The organism is Mucilaginibacter sp. NFX135, assembly GCF_048565145.1.
Taxonomy (GTDB): Bacteria; Bacteroidota; Bacteroidia; order Sphingobacteriales; family Sphingobacteriaceae; genus Mucilaginibacter.
The window spans coordinates 393,170-411,120 of record NZ_CP183412.1 but is presented as its reverse complement, the minus strand read 5'-3'; the positions used below and the strand labels follow the sequence as shown (position 1 = coordinate 411,120).

The following is a 17,951-nucleotide window of genomic DNA, read 5'->3' as shown; positions in this document are numbered from 1 at the left end:
CTCCGGTTGTTTAAGCGGAGCAATGACCCGCTGTGTTTAATGATTTTGGATTCAGAAAGCCTTACGGCTGGGATCTGTTACCTGGAAAACTTTTCTGGGACGTTTATTCCTGATGGTTTCTCCGGGCCGGGCAACTTTGACATATGGATGCGCAGGTCTCTCCGCGTTCGTTTTGCTTTTGATGGATATAACCTGCGGTTCGGTAGCAATTTTTAAGGTTAGCAATCGGTCGCCTGATGGTTGGTCATGCAGGGCCGCGATGGCCCGGTTGGCTCCGGCTTCATCTTTCATTTCTACAAACGCATAGCCTTTGCATTTTCCGTATTTTCGGTCCCGGACGATCTTGATCGTTTCCAGATCGCCATGCGGGGCAATGAGCCTGGCTATGTCCAGCTCACTGATGTCGAGCGGGAAACCGCTCATAAATAATTTGATCATAGGTTTAGGTAGGTAGGTGGTTAGAGTAAGGTTATTTACCTTTTAGTATTTCAACCTTTTCTCGTTCACTTGCCAATAATTGCTCGTATAGCTTTTGGTTTTCTTCAAATAGCTCGATAACCTTATCTAATGGATTAAATGTCGGCTGGTAATTAATAGCATTTAAAGTTGATGTGTCATTACTTGTAAATGTATTTGAGATAATATTTAAAGCACTTTCTTCATTGAAGTTTTTAATAGCTTCAACAGGAACTTTCAAGATCTGAGCTACCTGGTTTAGAATATCTTCTTCAATAACCTCTTTCTGTTCTAGAAGAGATACTCTTTTCTGACTCCAGTCATCACCAAGAGCGTAAGCGAGTGCTTCCTGTTTCCAGCCGAGCATTTCCCGGAAACGTTTAATATTGCGGCCCTGGTGAATATGATTGGTATTATCTGCTGTAGTGGTCATAAGTCAATGTTGTATTTGTTCAAAATTAAGAAAAATAATAAGAAGGCCTTCTTTCCCTAAAATAGAAATAATAAGGGGATAATATAGGCGCATGTTTTTCTTTTTACTTGGCCTTGGGTATGATATAGAAGCTCTCGATTGCAGAGTTTTGATCTGTTCAAACAATAGGCCCATGGAAAATATACAAATCCGACTTCATGATCAGCAAATGGCGGAACTGGAGCCAATATTGCAATTATTGAAAAACCGCGCTCAGGTCGAAGCGATCATTTGTTTTGGCGTATTGTATTCTCATACGAATAATCACACTTGTTTTCTCATACCATATACGGAAACAGAGAATTTCTATTATCTATTGGTGATCATTGCGGATGATACCCTTGCGGGCTACAAGATACAGGACCTGATCAACAACAAATATAAGACGTCCGTATTCCTGATCGTGCATGAGCTTAAAGCGGTAACAGAGGCGATTAGTCAAAAAGATCGTTTTTTTGTCAATACCTTACGCAATGGTACATTTCTCCACACTTCAAAAAGCCATTCTATACCAGCAGAGATCGTCCTGGGGGGAATAGGACAAAGGATGGTTAAAGATCAAAATGCTTTTAAACATATCTATCATCTAGCCCATGGTTTTTATGAATGCGCCACCGATAGCTATGAAAAAGGCCATTATCATCATGTCCTGTTTCTGCTTCACCAGGCAACAGAACAAGCTTGCCGAGGCCTGATCCGGCTATACACAGGCTACCGTTCCGAAATGCATAGTCTAAGCAGTTTGCTCACCTTCTGCAATTGCTTTTCGTATGATCCTTCAATTTTATTCGGTCGTTATTTTAAAGAGGATAAACGTTTGTTTAACTTATTGGCAAACAGCGACAGCAAAGTAAGGTACACAGACAGCTATACGGTAACAGATCATGATGCGGACAGGCTATGCACGCTGATCAAAACATTTCTGGACCTTACCCTCCAATTGTCATTAAAGAACCGTACATAAGGACCGCTAAGGACACAGGGAACAAACAGGCAGCGGCCGGGATACATACCGGCCGTGCCTGCTACCCTGTGAATTTATGCTGGGCGACAATTCATTAAGATTGTTCTATTTATAATGCATTTGCAGGAGATAAATTATTCGCTTAACGTTCTTCGTTAGAAGCCTTAAGAATAGGTTAGCAAAGGTCATGTCTTCAACTTTGTGATACCCGGTCAATGGAGGCCGGGTAAATACTAATCGTATGTATAGCGATAAACCTGCTCCCTGGGATCACTATCCAAAATTCCTGCGCTTCTCTGAAGTACAAAATCCATTGAATGTTATACGGGATTTTTATAGCTATGATTTTCCAAAGGGGCATTTTAAACAATTAAAAAAATGGCGGAATCTGGTGATTACTGCCAAACATTACAAAAACAAAATGTTCGGTCCAGAAAACTTGCTGTACATCTATGAATTGCATGTCAAGTTAATAGAAGGTCTTTATCTGTTATTATTGGCTTACCAGGATGCTTTCCCCCGTCCTAAAATGATAAGCGTCGAGCAACTGGATAAAGAAAGAGAAGAATGGTCCTGGTTCCCGGATAACCTGACCAAAGCAGAACTGGCAGATCCTTATATTCCTGTCAAAGCTGCCTTCAAAAAGATCAAACTCCAAAAATTCCGGGATCATTTGTCCATTTGGATATACGCTGCCCTGACTAAAGGTCCCGTAGATGAATCCGTATCCCCAGCAGACGTGATTACGGTTTACGAACACCTGAATAAATTATATGCTTCCGCCTGGCTGATCAATCAGCGGAATCGGGAAAAACCGGTTTTAAAAATGGAATACCGGGAGGAAAACAAAACTCATCCCGGAAATGATGATCCTGAAGATTCCCTTAAAGTAGTTTCTGATATCGCATCAAGTCCTGTACAGTTAAGTCAGACACCGGCTGAAAAATGGGGACTAAAAGAGGTCATCAACCTGATCCTCAAAAAGGAACCCATGATTAACGCTATCGTTCATATCAAAACGCTGCAAGATCCTTTTACTTATTTCCTATACATCTTAATTGACAACAGCCGGTATTTCCTGAATCATAAGCTCAGCGAACAGTTGGAACGTGCAAATGCCGCCTTAGTGCCTGTCTTTATCATCATGGAAAGTGCCCGCATTGCACAGAGAACTAATGATCAGGACCGATGCTTCCTGGATTATGTACTCAGCCATGGTGTTATCATTTACCAGGCCGATGGTTTTTCAATAGAAAAGCAAAAAGCAGGCAGTTCAATAGCTGATACCGATACCAAACATACATGGGCCTCCTGGAAAAAGATAAGCCAGCCGTATTTTAAAAGCAGCCATCACTATATCCGGCAGCAGGATTACCACATGGCTTTATATAGCCTACATCAGTCTTTGGAAATATCGCTTTTAGGGTTGATCCAGTTAAGAACAGGGTTTCAGACGACTATCCCGAAGTTTCAACGGTTAATAAAAATGACGCTGCTTTTCACGGAGCAGATAAACCACTTCTTTGAAACGCTTGCCGAGGGTAAGCCGGAATTGTACCATTTACTATGGAACGTTTACCCGGAGGAAGAACGGCAAAAACTCGTGATCAAAGAAACAGATGCCGTGCAATTAACAGGCATGGCAGAGAACCTGTTTATGATCATAGAAAACCTGGCCGGGGATGGTATATAGCCCTTAACTTCCGTACCCTTTTGCCCATAACATTTCATTAACAACAAACAACGCATAATATATAGATCATGACCAATGAACATATCAACAAGGGGAGCCAGGTATTGAATAATTTCCTACCCGGCCTTATCGGGAAGTATAATCCGGAAAAGATCATTTGCTTTGGATCTGTACAGGAAAGCAGGTCAACTTCCGGCTGTTTTATAAAATCAGCATTGAACGAGTCCTTCCATTTTTTCCTGGTGATCATCTTGCCTGACGCCCGCGCCAGCCTGATGCATGAAATTCAGGATTATGCTAACCGGCATTTTAATAAGGGACGAATCACCATAGTCGCCCAAAGCTGGGAATCTATTCAGGTGTCCCTGGAAAAAGGTAAGACTTTTTATAACTATGTTTTGCGGAATGGTGTGGTATTATACACTAGGGATGACCAGGGAAGTGATCAATATGTTCCGCCGGACATTGACCATGCTTTCGCTCTCCAACTGGCCGAAAGCGCTTATCGGCATAGGAAAGATATGGCCAGGGGATTTCTGTATGCAGCCAAAGATTGTATGAAAATAGGATTTCACAACAATGCCCTTTTCCAGTTGCACCAGGCAACGGAACAGGCCTGTATCCAGGCCATCAGGTTATATCTGAGTTACCGCTGCGAGATCCATAACCTAGACCGGCTCTTGGATCTGATCAAATGTTTTGCTCCGGAACTAACTTTATTATTTCCACGCAAAACAACACGGCAAAGGCAGTTATTCGAATTATTGAAAGAAAGCTATTCCACAACCCGTTACCGCAGTGACTTTAAGGCTGACCAGGATGATGTTTGTGAGTTGTATGAGCTGGTTACTGTATTTGTGGACGAGGTTGATGTTGTCAGTTTCCGGAAGTTAGGACTGTTGACTAAAGCGGCGCAGAAGGTAGCAGCCAGCCACGCGGATTATAGGCCGGCTGTTGGGGGAGTCTGAAAACACACATTTAGATAATTTATTCAAATAGGTGTTAGAGTCCTGTCCTATTCTTTACACAAAATGGATATACTTATAATACACTATATCTGCATTTTGAAAGTTTTAGAGGACGTAATTGAATCTTAAATAAATTCTATTATTTACAATCGCTGTTTGGGCAAAAGGAAATATATATTCCCAGTCCAGCCGGTATTTCATTAAGCTATTTATATGTATTTGATTCTATTGTTAATTTATATCAGGCAACATCCATACAAACGCGCAGAAACTATATGACACACGCGAGATGTGGGTGTCATATCTAGTTAACTTAATGATTGGTCCAAAGCAATGGTAACAGTTTGAACTAACAACAGCTTTAATATACGTATTCAGTTTCCAGCCAATTACAGTCTAAATAATTGCCTAAATTAAAAAGGATTGTACTTAAGTACAATCCTTTTTTGAGGTTTCCCATGTAGTACAACTTTATTCATCTTGATTATCAGATTATTAATTTAGTAAAAACCCGATTAACACATTACCCAGCCTAAATATTCACCAAAATAAAAAAAGGATGATACTTAAGTACGATCCTTTTTGAGGTCTCCCATGTAGTACATTCTTATTAACGTTGATTATCAAACTATTAACTTAATAACTACCCGAGTGATACACTACCCCTACAGACGCTGTGCTTGCGGCGGGAGATACACTCTAATCTATTCCATGTGTGCCAGCAAAGGATAGACATTACTCATTTATAAGTATATTTAAATAAGTGATCATCATAACCCTCCTCGTACCATCCATTATTTATGTAATAGTAATTATTTTTTCCCAATTCTATCGCTGGATATCTTCCCATTATATATTGTCTTATTTCCTTTCGAGCTTTAGGGTCATAAATCGTAAAGTATTTTGAGATGTCTTTAAAAGTGCTGTAAAAAACGCCTCGATTCATATCAAAATTTAAATTTGTTAATTTATTATAATTGTGATCTGTTTTGGGATCTCGTTTGGATTTGCTCTCATCTTGAATATTAACGCTTAATTTATAATGATCTTTGTCAATGCAAATTAATTTTGTACTCAGCCCATATTTCCCATGTTCATCGAATAGTTTGAGCGAATCAGCCTTTTTATCATATACGTTAACAACATCGTACGTTGAAAGGGATATGGCATGAAGTGCTTCATAGAGTTTGTTATTGTTTATGCATAGTAATAACAGGTGTTCCCGTGATTGATTTGAGCCGGATCGGACGGTATAGTGTACAGATAAAAAGCTTTCTTTTAAAATAAATATCTCTTCACTAAATCCTATAAAATCATCTATAATTATCCTATCATTTAAACTTGTTATTACTAACTTTTGATCTCCAACTTCATGGCTCAAATGAATTTCATGCGTAAGTCCATCTAACGCCTTTATTTTAAAGGTTCGCAGGCCAAGTACTGCAAATAGGGAAAACTTTTTTCATGTACCATATAATGCACTTTTGCTACCTATATGACACATTTGTACTGAATACTCCCTGTGGCTAAATAAGGCAAACCAAGTCGCGCAGGTTTGCCAATCCCTTTGCTACCGGCAAAGGCAAGTAGGTTTTTGGGTGCCACAAAACACAACTTGCAGCATAAAAAACAAACACATTAACAGGATACAGATAGTTGTATATACAGCTATACCGATAGCCTGATCTAAAAAAACAAAGCCCGGCTGGTGTGGCCGGACTTTGAGTTAATTAAGGAACTTCCTTATTTCTTTTTGTGAACTGTTATGCCTATGACCGTTCCATATTCACCCCCATAATTTGTAATCTCAACATCAACCGGCATATCTAACCCAATATCTAATTTCTCAAAGCGCTTAACAGCTGAAGTATCCTGATTCTTTAAAGCATCTCCGAAATAATAATTTGCATTTCGTATGTATTTATCACTATCTGTATAAAAGTCAAGCATCATGTTAGACTCATTATCCGTTATTCTTATGCTTTTAAATTTTTCGGTCTTGTTCAGCGAATAGTCTCTAAATTCTAAGCATTGGTTTGACCAATATCCATGAGTAGTTCCTTCTAAATTGATATTTGTAAGGCTATGAGTTGTTATTATTGTCCACAAAAGAACATTGCTCTTTATAAGTGACAGGAAGTAAGGTAATTCTTTCATGCTTGATTTATAATCTTCTGTAAGGTGTAACAATTACTGGTGCGTAATTTGGAGCAGGTGTTACCCGTCCTCCATCTCTTAAGACCTGTCCGGTTAAAAATTTCATAAATTGGATTTGAGTACTCCACTCCGTTGGGTTTTCTTGTTCATCAAACCAACCTCTTAGTTGATCTACGGCCCTGTCTGTAGCGCGGGCCATTATTAATGCTGCAAATCCCGATGTTAGTACTTCATTGTTTTTGAAGAACATATTAGTGATTTTAGGATACTCAAAATATAATGTTGGGAGTCGTACGTGTACAGCTATTACAGTTAACTCATCATTTCTTAGGCTATATCTTATATCATGTCTACTAAAATCTATTCCAGTAACACCTGCTGTTTGAACATTCCTGTTTGATGACGCAGTGGTAAAGACCCATGATGCTGGATCCGATTTACTAGACCATGGCCATCCCCCCTGATTGGCATCACCATAATTAAAAGAAGCATTAACCGTATGCCCAACCACACCCCATCCCCCTGGCGCCGGTGTGTCATAATTAAACGAATAGCCCCCGGTTACAGGGTTAGGTCCATTTTCAAAACTATTAAGCACCTGGTGATAGCTGATTCTAGCATTAGGGTTTTCATAAGTAATTTGACTGACTGCTAACCCTGCAGCCGTGGAGCTTTGCTCCCAGGCCCCTAAACGGGATTCAAACGTACCTGCCAAAATACCCGAATAACCACCGCCACTGCCTCCTCCACCGCTGCCGCCAAACCCCATCGGAATCCCCCCAAATCCGGTCCCAAATTCATTGGCCATATCTCCAGCTGTAATATCTGGCGAAGTCCCGTTACTGCTAAAACCAGGTGACCCCGGCGCCGGTATTTCCACCGGTAGCCTGGCCGCATTCTCCAACGGATCATTCATCATCAAGGGAGAGTTCATCGCATACTGGTAACCGGTCATGCTTTCCGCACTTTCCGCAGAAGGATCCACCCCGTAAACCTACCTAAAGCCGCGTCATAGCTTCGGTAAAAAGTCTGGTAGTAATCGGGCAGGTTACCGAAATCGTTCTGCCATTCACTGCCACCATTATACAGTCGTTTGTTGTCGTTGGTCGGGGTCGCTACAGAACTGCCCGGCATGATCAGGCCGAAAGCATAATAGCTGTTTTCCTGTCGTACTTTGGCCGTGCCGCCCGTACCTGTATTGTCAAAAGTGACCCGTACTTTGCCCTGCTGATCAGCAATGGTGTATTATCAGCTCAAATATCACAATGTCTTCTTCGCTTTTGTTATCGCAGAAATTTTAATTAATATTTTAAATATTTTAAAACTAATGCCAATATTATAACCAATACTGGTAAAGTTGAATAACATATCCACTTCTGAAGCCTTTTGGGTTGCTCAATATTTTCATCTGGCATGATAATTTTTCTCGCTTTATTATATGTATATATATATAGGCTAAAAATTACAACTCCAATTATTAATTTAAAACATTCAAAATATGTTTTATAATTTTCTTTTGCCTGTAATTGTTTATATCCCGGAAAAACCTTTAACAGACCCACTAAAATAATTCCTCCTATTAAAATCCAATGCAAAAAATAATAGTAAAAAGCACTATTAATTGCCCTTACATTATTGTCTTTTCTTTTAAATAAGAAATAAAAACTAACCAAGTAATATTTTATTATCTCTTTCATTATTTGCTACCAACTTATTAATTTATGATCAGGTGTATTTACCGCTTCGTCAATTCGGTCTCCTATACCCTTTCCTGTAAAAAATTTCAAACCTATATCAGTTACAAAATAGCCTCCAGCAATCAAACTTCCAAAACCGGAAACCGATAGTCCAGCCATTGCCAAGTTAATAACGTCGGAGGGTTTAACCCCCCTGTTATTTATTACATTCAATACCGTTAGTCCGGCGCTTACAGCTGCTAGGCCTTGACCATATACCTCAAATTTCGATCCGGCGTTTAAAGCTTTATTCCATGAATTTTTAACAAAATTATTATTTATAAAACTACTTAAAACTGTTCTGACAACTCCATTTGCTTGTAGATGATAAATGTCATTTGCAATGTGAGCATCAGAAAGAAAGGACAATTCGGCGCCTTGATAGCCAATTATCGCATTCGCATAAAACATAGCATCATACGAATTATCTCCACTCCGATTACCTGTATTGATATCAATACCCGTTATTTGTGTTTCTGATTGATGATCAACTTCATAACGGCGTCCTAACCCGTCATCATAGGATTCAATATAATGTTGTACTTGTGAATAACTATTATAAACAAATCCGTTTGGCATTTGACTCACAATCTGCCCATTATCATACGTATAATGTATCCCTGTAGTTCCAAGAGGGTTATCAATTTTCGAAAAAACGGTGCTCCAATATTGGCTTCGCACAGATTGCTGGTAATCAGCATCCATCCTTGCAGCTGCTGCACCCGCAGCCGTATTCAACCAGTCATCCATCCTGGATTGCACGGTATTGCCTAACTGATCTGCTTTTGCGTAATCCTGAAACTCCGCCATATTTCCCAGGGGGTCATTCATTGTCATGGGCGAGTTCATCGCATATTGATAACCCGTCATACTTTCCGCGCTTTCGGCAGAAGGATCAACGCCGGTCCATCGTCCCAGGGCAGCATCATAGCTTCGGTAAAAAGTCTGATAATAATCGGGCAGGTTACCAAAATCGTTCTGCCATTCACTGCCGCCATTATACAGGTGTTTGTTGTCGTTCGTGGGTGTCGCTACCGTACTGCCCGGCATGATGAGCCCGAAAGTATAATAGCTGTTCTCCTGCCTTACTTTAGCTATACCGCCCGTACCCGTATTGTCAAAAGTGACCCGTACATTGCCCTGCTGGTCGGCAATGGTGTATTCCCTTGTCAGGGTACCACCACTATTTAATACGCGTCCTTCGGGCATAGCGAAATATTGTAAGGTTCCATTCAAATATACAAAACCATCGATATAATCCGTCGTGGCCTGCAAAGTCGCTACGCCGCCCACATTATCATACTGCCGTTTTTTCAGCAAGGTGCCGTCCATGCTGTAGCTATAATCAATATAGCGGTTAGCTGATGAACTGAAGTAGATCCTGTCCGTGCGGTTGAGTACATTATGGGCGATACCCGAAAAGCCTTTATAGGGGTCGGAAGTAAGGTTGCCATTGCCATCGTAGGTATAGCTGCCTGAGCCGCCAGTCAGGTTGCGGAAACCAGCCCCGGTGTAACTGGCAGTTGTGCCATCAGCCACCGATAGTAATTGATTAGGATTCGTACTACTATAGGTATAGGCCAGGTTGTCGATACCGGTATGCGTGCCTGCCCCCTGCGTGGCGCTGTTGCGGTACAGGCTCAGGATGTTCCCGTTCTGGTCATAGCTGATCCGGTCCTCATCCCAACCGTGGGTAGTCGTAAAAGCTCCCGTACCGGCCGTAGTGCGTTCGGCGTAGATGGCTGCGGTATCCCGGTTCAGGGCATCATAGTAATACTTAAAAGCCCGTTCATAACTACTGGTGCCGCTGCCATCCCTGCTCATCCATTTGACCGCCGATACTTTACCGTTATAGTAAGCCGTATTACCCAGGTTAGCATCCGTCTTGTCGTACAGCAACTGCAGGCCGAATACGTCATTGGCATCGCTGCTGGTCACCCCGGCATCATTGTTCAGCTTGCTGTTATTGATACTCAGCAACTGCCCCCGGATATTATAGCGCATATCCACATTCTGCAGGTAGGTGCTGCCGCTCACGAAACCCAGGCCTTTTTTGATCACCTGGCCCAGTTCGTTATAGGTATAGGCCGCTACTACGGAAGAACTGCCGCCGTTATAGGCCTGGCTCACCGAAGTGATCCGGTTCCGGTGGTCATAGGTAAAACTGGTTTGTACCGTGGTCGTAGTACTGGCCCCGCTCTGTTTGGAGACTTTAGTCACCTGCGGTACACCTGTAAAATCCGGTACAGTGGTGCTTTTATCCGTCTGGGTCAAAATGCCGGTATTGTACAACTGGTTATTGCTCTGGGTTTGTATGGGGTTACCTCTTTTATCATAAAAAGTGGCTTTGGTGATCCAGGTGCCTGTGGCAATCCCACTACCGATCGTTGCCAGGGAGGTTACCGTAGGCATGTCCTTGACCGCCGCCGCGGTCGCGGTACCTTCACCGGGTAAGCCCTGGGCCGCGTAGCTGAAATTGGGTGTACCGTTCATATCCACGTCATAATCATCGTAATAAGCATAAGCTAATGCCGCGATACTGCTGGATGGGAAAACCACATTCGTGTAATAACCCGTTGAACCGGATGTAGAACGGCTTTCATACCAGTTGGTACCATAGTTGGCGCTGACCCAGGTTTGCATGGCTACACGGCCGATATGCGTGGCGTCGCCATAAATGCCCTGGCTCACCGTCCGCCCTTTGATATCGTATTTGACATAGTTCCATTGGTTGCTTACCCGCATATTGGAGTCCTGCATCAGCACCGGGCGGTTATAAGGATCATAGACGATCAATAGCTTACCCTGGGCTGGTACCGTTTTTTCTACCGGGCGGCCCATCGTATCATAAAGATAATGGAACACCAGGTTTTTGAGCGGTGCGGTAGTCAGGTTATAACTATTGGTCGCCAACTTATTGACTGCCAGCGGCGGGATGGTATAGCTCAGCATCCCCGCGTAATTATACACGTAATAGGTATCCAGGTTACCGCTGCTAAGTACCTGCCGTTTTAAAATGGTCCGGCCGGCAGCATCCGCAAAGCTAAGCGTTTCGGTATTGTCTTCGTCCTTGCCATCGGTCACGGCCAGCGTGTTGTTGGCGTAATAGGTACCTGTAGTAAAAGTACCGTCGAAGTTCCAGGCCAGGATATTGCCATCCGTAGCGCTGCTGTTAAAGCGGTAGCTGACCGTTTTGTAATGCTGGCCACTGGTTGGCTGAAAACCGTTCCCGGCCATACCGGCCTGCAATACGCGTTGTAAGGGGCTGTTCTCGAACACTTGCTGCGCATAAGGGTTAGCGTCGGTAGCGATCTGGTATTGCGAGCTCTGGTTATAAAAATTGGGTTGCGCCGTGCTGATCGCTGTAGAGCGGTAGCTGCCGGAAGTATCTGTGGCCTGGCCCGCATAAGGCAGATAACTGATGGCCTGTCTGCCCAGATTATCATAGGCCATCGGTTGTATGAGGTCGCGCTGTGCAGGGCTGGCCTGTACGGCAATGCTTTGCAGCGTACGGCCGAGACCATCGGTATAAACGCGGGTGGTTTGTTTTTGTGTATTGGTCAGCGCATACAGTGCCGAGTCGGTCGTGATGCCGGGCACTTTGATATTTTCCTGCTGCACAAAGCCGTGAGGAGTCTGGGCAACTGTTTTTCCAATGCCTGCCAGGAGCAGGATCGTGTATATGATAAAGGTGTGATATAGCTTGCGGTTCATGGTTCGGTCCTCTTTGATGGTTTGGGTGATGGTTATTCGATACCCCCCGAGAAATGGGAGCAGTCAAAGGTGGATACCTGGAAATCCAGCGTCGTCGCATTGCGCAGGTCCATACTGAACGTATAGGAATTGGAAGAAACCCAGTCTGCGCAGGAATAGACACCAGCCTGCGTACTCAGGACCAAGGCGTTATATCCCGCCCCTGTACCGGCATTAAAATGTGTCGCACCGGTCAAATTGATCTGTACCGAGTAATTACCCTGCAATACCTGGCCGCCCTGCAAGGTGCTGCCGGTAAAATTGTAACTGGTGCCGCCACCGACGGGCGTAAAAATGACCGAAGTGATGTTGCCGCCACTGGTGGTAAAATTGCTGTAGGTGAGCGGAACCAGCATAGGCGATACCGTGATAGTCTTCGGCGCGGTGATGATATTGCCATACAGGGGGGAATGGATCGTATCCCGCAAAGTATAGGTCCCACTGCCATGATAAGTATGTGTTGGGCTGATCAGCCCTGCGGTCAACGCTTTGGTGCCATCCCCGAAATCCCAGGATACCGTTGTTCCCGCTGCCGCACATGGATCCGAACCGGTTATGCTGAAAGAGACCGGCGTGGTATTGGTGACGCTGGTACTTCCGTAGATACTGGGTTGATAAGTATAATGGGCACCGGCATCTTGGGCGGTAATAAACGTATTTTTCTGCACGATGTTTTTATCCTGGTCAAAGGCATACAAGACCCGGCCCCAGTTATCATTGGTATAATAGGCCGAAACGCCATTTGTATTGGTCGCGGCGATTTTATAATAATAAACCGGGTCATAGGTTGCTGTTGCCACACTGGATACATCCGGGTAGAACAGGATGTCATCTATGGAGATATTCGTACTTGAGGTAAAGCTGACCGTGTAGCTGGAAGATAATGTGCTCACCGGAATTTTTAGCTCATAATAGGTCCAGCCACCGGCTGGATAACTGATCGTGGGATGGGTACTGATACCGGTTAATGTCAGACTCAGGGTCCCGGAAGCTGGCGCATTGATCCAGATCGAGAAAATATAGTTAGCGGCCGCAGCATTCCTGGTCAGTGTTATGGAACTCACGGTCTGCATGCCGGAGCTTAGTCCAGCGGCATTACCGGCGTGACTGCCCACCGGGCTGTAAGAACTGGTACCCGCGATGGTAAAACCATAGGGCGTGGCGCCGGGCTGGTCGCTGTCAAAATTCTCGTAGGCGATTTCCCCGTATGCGGCGTTGTTGAAGACCGCGATGGGTTGGCCCGCGAAATGGTGTGGCAGCGTCGTTTTGATATGTTTAAAGTTATCATCTACCGTCAGCGGGAAACCCGTTTTATCATAAGCGGTATAATTGGCCGTGCGGACATAATGGGTCGAATCAAAGTTGAGCACCTGGCCCGCTATCGTCATCGGTGCAAAACCCGACAGGCCGTCCGGCTGGACCATCTGATACTGGCGGGAAGGCAGGTAAAGGGTCTTGCTTCCCGGCGTTACGCCTTTAAGCAGCGTTAGGGAAGCCGATATCGTTTTGGTCGTTCCGGCACGGGTTACCTGCTGGTAACTTTCTATCGGCGCATTGATATGTTGTTGCTGCAGGTTATAGATCGCCGTTACATTGGCATTCGTCCCGGAAGCCGCGGTGTAATCTTTAACATAGCTGATCTTACTGGTGATCACACTGCCATCACTGTTCGTGGATTGCTGCTGGGTCAGCAGCTTATGGTTGGTGCTGCCATAGGTATACATCGTACTGTCCGCCCGGGCCTGGCTCAGCGTCGGGGAGTCGTACACTTTATTGACCACCTTGGTGGTCAGTTCACCCGTATTATAATAAACGGTGTATTTGTTATAGGCTTTGACCAGCAGGGCACCGTTCACATTATCCTCCACCCGGAAAGCGGTGATGGCGGTGGGTGTAAAGGAGCGCTGATAGGTATAATAGGTTTCACTTACTTTTTTGGGTGTGGCATCCCCGTTATAGCTGATCGTGCTGATCGGCAGACCCCGCTCAAAATCATAATTGGCATTGGGAATAAAGGGATAGGCATATACTGCATTGCTGACCGGCCCATAGGTGGAAGTGCAATTGGTACGGGCTACATCATTGACCGTCGGCGTCCAGTCTATCGTGCTACAGCCGCTACACACCGGAACCGCGCTGGCATCCCAGTAAGTAGCCGGTATGCTATAGCGGTATACGGTACTGCCCGCCCCGGTTTGGCTGAATTTGACGTATTCATACAGGATGGTATGGTCTTCTTCGGACAGGTCATGCGATGACAGGACGCTGGCACTGGTCCATAAGGCCAGCCCAGTATTGGTGCCGCCATAGGGTGTGGTAAAACCGAATTGCGGCAGGGATAGCGGCTTGCCACTGGAAGCGCCGGAGGCCGGATTGGTATACGCATAATTTCGGATAATATTATTCGTAGAGCCGGTGCCGACTGAATCAATGATCTGCTTTACCCGGATACCGCCCCCCTGTACCGTCGTTGCCGAGGGGACATCATAATAGTCATTGGGTTCGTAGATGATATTCGAATTCCCTTTTTCGGCCGTAATGACTTTGGTCAGCGATCCCGCCGCTATATTGGCCGGGTCGACAGCCCGACTGACCCCGCTCAGCGTATAGGTATAGGCCGTACCGGCTGAAGCGGAAGCCCGGACCAGGTAACGCGGATAAGTCGTTGTGGAAGGATTGACGTAAATAGTAGGCAGCCTTGACGTGCTGCTGCCCGGTGCGGTGGAATAATAGCCCCAGTAATCATATTTATTTTGCGAAGAGTCGGGCAGCGTGGTCGTATAGGAACTGCCACTAACTGTTTCCCCGGCATAGGCGAATTGATAATTAACCGGCGAACCGCAGAGGGGCTCACTGTATGATCTTAAAAACAGACGGTTGAAACCAGTGGGCGTATAGGTCACATAACTATATCCGAACTGGAAGTTCCGGGCAACCAGGCTGCCATTCTTTAAGTTAATGGAGGAGATCGCCGTTTGCCCGGTCGTACTGGTTGTCCAGTTAAAATTCAGTTGTGTAGGCGACACCCCATACGCGCTATAGGCCTGGATCGACAGCAGGGTATATGGTGTATTGGTTTCACTGACGCGGTATTGCAGCGCGGCGGATGTGGCCCCACCGACAAAAAGGGCGACCGTATCCGTCGTAGCCTTGGATGGTGAAGGTGTGGTATAATTTAACACAATGGTATTACCACTGACGTCGGTCATGTTGATCAGGCTCCAGGTATCGTAATAACTGATGCCGTACTGGTATTGCAGGTATTTGTTCTTCAAGTAAACGTTGGTCCCGGCGATCGTTTTCCGGGTCACTTTGTTATTGGCGGGAAAAGTATCGATATCATTACCAAAAAAATAGGAGATTCCCTTGTCATTGGTAATGGTAAAAGAAGTGATCAGGTGGGATGTGGGATCGGTCAGGTAAGTGATCGTCAGGTCCTGGTAATTTACCGGTTTAAAAGTATTGCTGGCCCGGTCATACACCAGTTGGCAGGATAAACCAGGGGCATTGACCGAGAAGCGATCTGGTTCGGAGTCATTCCGGTACGAAAAATGGCTGTTGATATAACTGATATCCGTCGTTTCATTCGCACAGGTGCTGCCGTTATTAGCGATAGTAAAACCGGCGATACTATTAGCCGCGGTATCCAGGCTGCTCATCCAGCCCAGCCGCGGGTTGCCAGCGTCATCTTTGGTCACATCATCAGGCAGGCCTTTAACCATCCGGGACACCTGTCCGCCGACGTTGAGCTGCCAGCCCATGCCCGCTGTGCCTTCCATGTCTTTGGTCTTGATCCCGTTCCCATAATAGCTCAGGCTGACCGGCAGGGCCATTTGCCCGGCGCTCATCGTGTAAACCGGAATGCTGACTGTGGAGGCACCCGTCAGTGGGTTCACACTGACCATGTTCTGCGCGGAAACTACGGTGCTGATTAAGGAAAAGCCGACCGTGAAAAACGAAAGTAAATTTTTACCCATGTTGGAATTGATGAAAAGTTCAGGTACTATGATTATTTTCTGCAAAAACACCTGCAAACAGCGGCCTTTGCACAAGAGATTATCGGCTTAGGGAGCAGGTAAGTCGATAGTCTTCAGTGAATTAAATTAACCAATAATAGTCATATTATTTAATTTTTATTACACGGAGAAAAATATTATTTTCAATTAACTTTTGGTTGGAATATATTATGCAGGAGGCAATTTAATTATATTCTCGTTTGATATATTTTCTTAAAACAGTAAAGTTGTTTGTCAGAATTGATGCTATGTGATAATAAGTCACATTTAAAAGAATTCGACACCTTTAATTTCTGGCTTATCACTATAACGAATGCAATTGTGAAAGGCTTGGTAACTAAGTCGGCTTGTGAACTATCAAAGTTACTAGAACTTGTTTTGTCAAATGGAAAAACGGCCCTCCCCCTATTATATAGGCAAAAGCCTTAAAATAAGACTCATCGGTTATTGAGCCAATTGTTCTACTAAAATCTACATTAATGATAACTCAGATATCTCCGGTAAGCTACTAAAAATCCCGGGCGCAATCGGTGCCTTTCAGACGCTTCAGATATTGATTCGGGCAATCTTCCACCTGCCGAGGCTGCAAAACAATATGGTCATCATTAGTAAAGAAGCAATCTATATCTAAATCTTTTTTGAAAGTGTTTTAAAAAATAATCCTTAAATTTGGCTATAACATTTACAGCCGGGGCTTATGATCACTGGTGAGTTTTTGAAGTAAAAACAGGCAAAATCAGCCTTTAAAGTATAGCTGACCGATGGAGTTCGATTCTCGTCGGGACCACAAAATGACCCACCGTATGCCAAGTATGGGAATAAAATTGAAAAGCCTTTAGATGAAAGTCTGAAGGCTTTTTGTTTGGAAACTATTTTTAAATTTATGAAAATTTTGTAGCCAATAATGGAAGCATTTATTACATATGATGGTTTACCACTTAGCTCAGGTGGTGCCCATCATTTACGGACAAAATCACCTCATCAAATATATGCTTCGACCTTTACTTTTTTAGAAAAATACACGGATAGTATTTATGCTGATAAAGTTTATATACAACAATTAAAATTTAACCTTAAAGCTGCGTCGAAGTATTCATTAAAATTTGGCGTGCCTTCTTTTGAATGGAATAATTTTTTAGCGAACGGCTTAAAAGTTGTTTATTGGCCGATTTATAGTAAGAATCTAGATAAGTATATTAATCATATTGACGACACCGATGAATTGAGTTTGCATATATTATGGAAATTTAAATTTATCGACTTTAATAGTAAAGAGATTTTGCCCAGACAAAATGAGATCCCTAATATTGATATTCGGCAGAGCAATTCACAGGTATATCTCTCTCTATCTGCACTAAAGTCAACAGCATCTGCTTGGTTCGCATTTCCGTTTAGTAGTTTGACAGCAGATAACTTATTATATATACAAGGTATCCAAGAGCTATTGCCGTTCAAGTTTTCTAAATACTCCTGGCGATTGTGGAAAAAGTCAAAGAGCGGTAAATGGATTCCTGAAAAAATTCAGTTTAATTCCTCCAAACTCCCAGCACAACACAATCAACCATAAAAGAGTCCGAGTCTTGTAGCCCAAGGATCATTAAAAAGCTCGATAGTTTTCCATATCACCGAATTTTTTAATGGATTTTTGTACGGGAACTTTTTGAGCATTCACATACGCCGTATCCAATCCATAATATGGCCTTAACAACCATGCCATACTTGCTTTCTTAAAGTTC

Annotated in this window: 12 protein-coding genes; 4 read left to right on the top strand and 8 right to left on the bottom strand. The window is 43.8% G+C overall.

Annotation, left to right across the window (positions count from 1 at the left end):
* Positions 1–51: 51 nt before the first annotated feature.
* Together ACNURT_RS01750 and ACNURT_RS01745 are read right to left on the bottom strand one after the other, a co-directional pair.
* Complete coding sequence (locus tag ACNURT_RS01750; RefSeq protein WP_419700282.1) at positions 52–438, bottom strand: RNA recognition motif domain-containing protein; 387 nt, start codon at positions 436–438, stop codon at positions 52–54.
* Between the two features lie 31 nt (positions 439–469).
* Positions 470–889, bottom strand: coding sequence for a helix-turn-helix transcriptional regulator (locus ACNURT_RS01745; RefSeq protein ID WP_419700281.1), 420 nt, complete (start codon positions 887–889; stop codon positions 470–472).
* Positions 890–1,061: 172 nt separating this feature from the next.
* Here ACNURT_RS01745 and ACNURT_RS01740 point away from each other — a divergent pair, with 172 nt between their 5' ends.
* The 3 genes from ACNURT_RS01740 to ACNURT_RS01730 all read left to right on the top strand — a co-directional run bounded on the left by ACNURT_RS01740 (position 1,062) and on the right by ACNURT_RS01730 (position 4,553).
* On the top strand, positions 1,062–1,892 hold the full coding sequence (locus ACNURT_RS01740) for a HEPN domain-containing protein (protein WP_419700280.1): 831 nt from the start codon (positions 1,062–1,064) through the stop codon (positions 1,890–1,892).
* Positions 1,893–2,133: 241 nt separating this feature from the next.
* Positions 2,134–3,585 (top strand): hypothetical protein, encoded by a 1,452-nt coding sequence (locus tag ACNURT_RS01735; RefSeq protein ID WP_419700279.1) that lies wholly within the window; start codon positions 2,134–2,136, stop codon positions 3,583–3,585.
* 68 nt (positions 3,586–3,653) lie between these two features.
* Complete coding sequence (locus ACNURT_RS01730) at positions 3,654–4,553, top strand: HEPN domain-containing protein (RefSeq protein WP_419700278.1); 900 nt, start codon at positions 3,654–3,656, stop codon at positions 4,551–4,553.
* A 739-nt stretch (positions 4,554–5,292) separates the two neighbouring features.
* Here the strand turns inward: ACNURT_RS01730 and ACNURT_RS01725 are convergent.
* The 6 genes from ACNURT_RS01725 to ACNURT_RS01700 form a co-directional block, all read right to left on the bottom strand.
* On the bottom strand, positions 5,293–5,934 hold the full coding sequence (locus tag ACNURT_RS01725) for a hypothetical protein (protein ID WP_419700277.1): 642 nt from the start codon (positions 5,932–5,934) through the stop codon (positions 5,293–5,295).
* A gap of 362 nt (positions 5,935–6,296) precedes the next feature.
* On the bottom strand, positions 6,297–6,710 hold the full coding sequence (locus ACNURT_RS01720) for a hypothetical protein (RefSeq protein ID WP_419700276.1): 414 nt from the start codon (positions 6,708–6,710) through the stop codon (positions 6,297–6,299).
* A 7-nt stretch (positions 6,711–6,717) separates the two neighbouring features.
* Complete coding sequence (locus ACNURT_RS01715; protein ID WP_419700275.1) at positions 6,718–7,695, bottom strand: hypothetical protein; 978 nt, start codon at positions 7,693–7,695, stop codon at positions 6,718–6,720.
* 316 nt (positions 7,696–8,011) lie between these two features.
* Positions 8,012–8,407, bottom strand: a complete 396-nt coding sequence (locus tag ACNURT_RS01710) for a hypothetical protein (RefSeq protein WP_419700274.1) — start codon at positions 8,405–8,407, stop codon at positions 8,012–8,014.
* A gap of 6 nt (positions 8,408–8,413) precedes the next feature.
* Positions 8,414–12,160, bottom strand: a complete 3,747-nt coding sequence (locus ACNURT_RS01705; protein WP_419700273.1) for a DUF6443 domain-containing protein — start codon at positions 12,158–12,160, stop codon at positions 8,414–8,416.
* Positions 12,161–12,192: 32 nt separating this feature from the next.
* Positions 12,193–16,221, bottom strand: a complete 4,029-nt coding sequence (locus ACNURT_RS01700) for a PKD domain-containing protein (protein WP_419700272.1) — start codon at positions 16,219–16,221, stop codon at positions 12,193–12,195.
* A gap of 898 nt (positions 16,222–17,119) precedes the next feature.
* Between ACNURT_RS01700 and ACNURT_RS01695 the strand changes: the two genes are divergently transcribed.
* Positions 17,120–17,782 carry a hypothetical protein gene (locus ACNURT_RS01695; protein ID WP_419700271.1) on the top strand — a complete coding sequence of 221 codons (663 nt, stop codon included), beginning with the start codon at positions 17,120–17,122 and terminating at the stop codon, positions 17,780–17,782.
* The last annotated feature ends 169 nt before the right edge of the window (positions 17,783–17,951 follow it).